4 protein-coding genes and 1 pseudogene are annotated in these 4,869 nt (G+C 37.8%); 4 read left to right on the forward strand and 1 reads right to left on the reverse strand.

Going from position 1 to position 4,869, the window contains the following annotated elements; genetic code table 11:
- Positions 1–453: 453 nt before the first annotated feature.
- From ACE01R_RS17350 to ACE01R_RS17365, 4 genes are all read left to right on the forward strand, one after another.
- A complete protein-coding gene (locus ACE01R_RS17350; RefSeq protein WP_395552743.1) occupies positions 454–1,800 on the forward strand; it encodes an MFS transporter in 1,347 nt (448 codons plus the stop codon).
- A gap of 314 nt (positions 1,801–2,114) precedes the next feature.
- Complete coding sequence (locus ACE01R_RS17355; protein ID WP_395552744.1) at positions 2,115–3,464, forward strand: aromatic acid/H+ symport family MFS transporter; 1,350 nt, start codon at positions 2,115–2,117, stop codon at positions 3,462–3,464.
- A gap of 121 nt (positions 3,465–3,585) precedes the next feature.
- Positions 3,586–4,098: a hypothetical protein gene (locus ACE01R_RS17360; RefSeq protein WP_395552745.1), complete on the forward strand. Its 513-nt coding sequence runs from the start codon at positions 3,586–3,588 to the stop codon at positions 4,096–4,098.
- A 66-nt stretch (positions 4,099–4,164) separates the two neighbouring features.
- On the forward strand, positions 4,165–4,488 hold the full coding sequence (locus ACE01R_RS17365; protein ID WP_395552746.1) for an ankyrin repeat domain-containing protein: 324 nt from the start codon (positions 4,165–4,167) through the stop codon (positions 4,486–4,488).
- Between the two features lie 281 nt (positions 4,489–4,769).
- On the opposite strand, the pseudogene ACE01R_RS17370 reads toward ACE01R_RS17365, so the two are convergent.
- Positions 4,770–4,869, reverse strand: a pseudogene (locus ACE01R_RS17370) (IS5/IS1182 family transposase); the annotation flags it as partial.

Genomic DNA, 4,869 nt, shown 5'->3' on the forward strand with positions numbered 1-4,869 from the left:
AAGTGAAACCTCTTAGCGCTGATGGTAGTGTGGGATTACCCATGTGAGAGTAAGTCATCGCCAGCTCATTATTCTAAAGCCCCCTGATCCTAACGGACAGGGGGCTTTTTTTATGCGCGATATTTAGAGAGATCCGGCTTGCAAAAAGTGTGAAGTTTATTGCAGGAAATTATGAGAAAGATAGATTATTGTTAGAAAAAGAACAATTAAATTTTATTTTCATTCAGAATTGTCAATTTAAAAATGGTTAAAAACTAAACTCAAGGGTCTAGAATTCTGGTCATTTTTAATACTTTAGTAGAGTGTTTACTCAAAAATGGCTGTGTTCAACTGGGTCTGTTACGAAAGCATGCTGCTATAAATCATCAAAAATAATAAAAAAAGATTACAGGTCTTGTGCTGTGTCGTAGTAATTACAATTAATTAAAACTCACAATTGGAGGTGAGAAAAAAATGACAGCAAACACGGTTAGTGTGAATGATGTGATTGATCAGGCAAGATTCACTAAATTTCACTTAAGTATTGTATTATGGTGTTTATTCATTGTTCTATTTGATGGATATGATTTAGCGATCAATGGTGTGGTTCTGCCTCTGCTGATGCAGGAGTGGGGCATGAGTGCTGTTCAAGCCGGTATGCTGGCAAGTACAGCACTGGCTGGTATGATGTTTGGAGCAATGCTGTTTGGTATGCTTGCAGACAAAATTGGTCGTAAAAAAGTTATTTTAATTTGCGTCTCTTTATTTAGTGGTTTTACATTTTTGGGTGGATTTGCAGAGAATCCAACAGAGTTTGGTATTTTACGTTTTATTGCCGGTTTAGGAATTGGTGGCGTATTACCAAACCTAGTTGCTTTAACGTCTGAATATGCACCTAAACGTTTAAAAAGCACATTGGTAACCGCAATGTTTAGTGGTTATGCCGTGGGCGGTATTATGGCTGCATTATGTGGTTCATGGTTTGCACCAAGCTTTGGCTGGAAAATTATGTTCTTCATTGCAGGTATTCCATTACTTTTTGTGCCACTTTTTTGGAAGTTCTTACCTGAGTCTTTAACTTTTCTGGTTAAAGAACAAAAAATGGATGAAGCACGTCGTTTTATCAAACGAGTTGAGCCAACTGCAGACGTAAGAGCAGATACTGAACTCGTTCTAGCAACAGGCGATCAGACACACAGTGCATCAGTAAAAGCTTTATTTTCAGAAAATCGTGCAACAGGAACATTCTTATTTTGGGTTGCTTTCTTCATGTGCTTACTCATGCTTTACGCACTTGGAAGTTGGTTACCAAAACTGATGATGGCTGCAGGTTATTCTTTAGGTAGCAGTTTAATGTTCTTATTAGCACTGAATATTGGTGCAGTGATCGGAACGATTGGTGGTGGTATTTTAGCAGACCGTTTTGACTTTAAACCTGTTCTTATTGGCATGTTAATTGTCGGTGTACTGTCTTTGGTTGGTTTAGGCTTTAATTCTCCACAGCCTGTTATTTATTTACTTGTCAGCTTGGCAGGTGCATCATCGATTGGTACAAGTATCTTGTTATATAGCTTTGTTGCTCAATACTATCCTGTTGCAGTACGTTCTACTGGTATTGGTTGGGCTTCTGCTGTGGGACGTACCGGTGCAATTGTTGGTCCAATCGTGATTGGTATGCTGCTTGGTATGGAATTACCACATAAATGGAACTTTATCGCGGTTGCAATTCCAGGCATTATTGGCATGATCGCTATTTCGATGATTCGTCAACCAAAACCTGTTCGCGTTGTAGTGAAACAATTGAAAGCAGCCAAAATTTAAACTGCCGTCATTGATACATTCAGTTAAAAAAAGCTCCCATTTATAGGGAGCTTTTTTTATTTAACAGGATTATTTTCAGTGATCATCATTTATTGTTTTAAAATTTATCAATTAATATTTTTAAGTAAATGTTTTATATAAATTATTTTTAAAAATTTTAGATTAAATAAAACAAGGTGTTTTTTTCAATTTTTGATCCTAAACATTAGTCTTATTGTGTGGCAACAGGCCCTTGCGTATATTCCTCACTCTTGAATATTCACCTGAATATTCAAAAGGATTTTATGGACAAGTACTCATGGGAGATGAGAACGATGACAACGGAAAAAATAGATGTAAATTCTGTAGTCGATAATGCGAAATTCACGCCTTTCCACTTCAATGTAGTTGCTTGGTGTTTACTCGTTATCTTATTTGACGGCTACGATTTAGCAATCAATGGAGTTGTTTTACCGTTATTGATGCAAGACTGGGGCTTAAGTGCCGTTCAAGCGGGAATGCTTGCCAGTACTGCTCTTGCAGGTATGATGTTTGGTGCGATGATCTTTGGTTCTTTAGCAGACAAGATCGGTCGTAAAAAAGTCATCATGATCTGTATCGTATTATTCAGCGGTTTAACCTTTGCGGGTGGCTTTGCTTCAAATCCAACCGAATTCGGTATTTTACGTTTCCTTGCCGGTCTTGGTATCGGTGGGGTAATGCCTAATCTGGTAGCGTTGACTTCGGAATATGCTCCACAAAAAATGCGCAGTACCTTGGTGACCACAATGTTTAGTGGTTATGCGGTAGGTGGCGTGATGGCAGCTTTATTGGGGTCATGGTTTACACCTGATTTTGGCTGGAAAATCATGTTCTTTATTGCAGGTATTCCTTTATTTTTACTGCCTGTAATCTGGAAATTCTTGCCTGAATCTTTAGCGTTTATTGTAAAGCAAAACAAGCAGGCTGAAGCACGTCGTATTGTGCGTCGCTTGTCGCCAAATACGAAAGTTACGGACCAAACCACATTTACTTTGCCACAGGAAAGTGTACCTGAGGCGGCAAACGTAGTGAGCTTGTTCCGTCGCGGTCGTGCAACCAATACTTTATTGTTCTGGGTAGCATTCTTCACCTGCTTGTTGACCATGTATGCTTTGAGCAGCTGGTTACCGAAGCTGATGATGGCGGCTGGTTACTCGATGGATAACAGCCTGATGTTTATGATGGTGATGAATGTCGGTGCGGTTGTCGGTATTGTGGGTGGCGGTATTCTTGCAGACCGTTTCCACTTGAAACCTGTATTGATGGTTCTGGGTATGATGGGCGCGGTTGTGATGAGCTCAATGGGCTTTGCGTCTAACCAATTCTTACTTTACATCTTGGTGTTCCTGGCGGGTGCAGCATCAATTGGTTCGCAAATGTTGCTGTATAGCTATGTTGCGCAGTTCTACCCACTTGCAGTACGTTCTACCGGTATTGGTTGGTCTTCTGCGATTGGTCGTATGGGCGCGATTGTAGGTCCAATCCTGATTGGTGGCTTATTGGGTATGAACCTGCCTGCACACTTCAACTTTATGGCAGTCGGTTTACCGGTATTAATTACTGCGATTGCTGTTGCATTGATTATGCATGACGATGAATCTGAAAAGATTGGTTCAGCTGAACCAGCAGTTTCTAAAGCTTAAACATTAAGTTTAAAAAGAAGCCTCCGAAAGGGGGCTTTTTTTGATATAGAGAAATATTTTCATAAAAGTAGGTTTTTATTTAGATAGAATGAAGTAAATCTTTATAAGAAATAATAGGAAAATGAGAGAAAGTATTTTAAAAACAGTATTCTTTAAATCATCACAACAAATATCTACTTTTAAGTGGTTAAAATTATTGTTTTTAGAAGCTTATTTAGGTGAACGGTTAATAGAGATGTTAGTAAATACAGCATCTTTTAATAAGGATCAGTCTGGAGATTTAGCTTTTGATATTAAGTCCAATGGATGGAAAGTAAATTTAGAAGAATATATCCCAGCTACGAATATTAACTCTCTATTAAAGAAGCATATAATTGATTTATTAGATACTAAATTCGTTAATCACTATCAGCTAATTCAGCCAGTAAAAATAAATTCTGATAATGTGAAAAAACTATATGAATTAAATAATCAAAAATTATTTTTATTAACAGAACTAAAATTATCGTATAACACAATATGGGTTACAATAAATTTATTAATTGATACAGTGGTTTATATCATAACGAAAGATATTACATGGGCTTTAGTATCTGGAGCAATAGTAGAGTTTATTAGACGTTTTAAGATATAAATCAAGAACTAAAAATTAATAAATTCTATGCTTAGAGCTTTTTATCAGAAGCCAAAGGAGATTCTTATGGAAATCAACTCATTCTCCCCAATTCCTGAAGATGATGACGAGCTGCATCTTCCTGAACTGGTGTACTGGGCATCGCTTGGTGACATTGACCAAGTCGAGCAGGCTTTACAGGAAGGCCTGGACGTCAACTCTGCCGATGAAGAAGGCTATAGCGCCTTACAGGCAGCGGCTGAAAATGATCATTTAGAAGTCGTGAAGCTATTGATCAGTAAAGGTGCAGATGTTGATCATCGCAGTACTTATACGGCTTTAGAGCTTGCTGAAATGGCAGGCAATAAAGAAGTCACAGCTTATCTTAAAAGCTTAAAAGGATTATCGTGATAAAAAAGAAGCCCCATCATTGTGATAGGGCTTCTTTATATGGGTTGCCTAGGTATGACTCCTGTCGTACCTCACGTCCTGATGCTCAAACTTTATTATTGTTGTTTTCTGTTTGGGAAACGTCCTGTTTCCTGATGAATTTAGAATAAGAAATTTATCTTGAGGCAGATAGAGGCTAATAGAACCATTTTATGTACGTTATCTCTTACACAGCCCACCAGACCAAATGAAAGTTTGTTACCAATAAAAAATAGTGATTTTCAATAGACTTCTTTCATAAATCATTTTTTACTCAGCTCCAAGTTATAGATTCCAGCAATTAAATTGAATCTCAAACCGAGTCTTTTCCCTCTATTTCGATAACGTTCGGCAAGGATCTTG

Source organism: Acinetobacter sp. BSP-28 (assembly GCF_044130285.1).
Taxonomy (GTDB): Bacteria; Pseudomonadota; Gammaproteobacteria; order Pseudomonadales; family Moraxellaceae; genus Acinetobacter.

Excerpts from the sequence above, each read along its gene's own strand:
- ACE01R_RS17365 (WP_395552746.1), top strand. The coding sequence starts at position 4,165 with ATGGAAATCAACTCATTCTCCCCAATTCCTGAAGATGATGACGAGCTG.
- ACE01R_RS17350 (WP_395552743.1), top strand. The coding sequence starts at position 454 with ATGACAGCAAACACGGTTAGTGTGAATGATGTGATTGATCAGGCAAGA.
- ACE01R_RS17360 (WP_395552745.1), top strand. The coding sequence starts at position 3,586 with ATGAGAGAAAGTATTTTAAAAACAGTATTCTTTAAATCATCACAACAA.
- ACE01R_RS17355 (WP_395552744.1), top strand. The coding sequence starts at position 2,115 with ATGACAACGGAAAAAATAGATGTAAATTCTGTAGTCGATAATGCGAAA.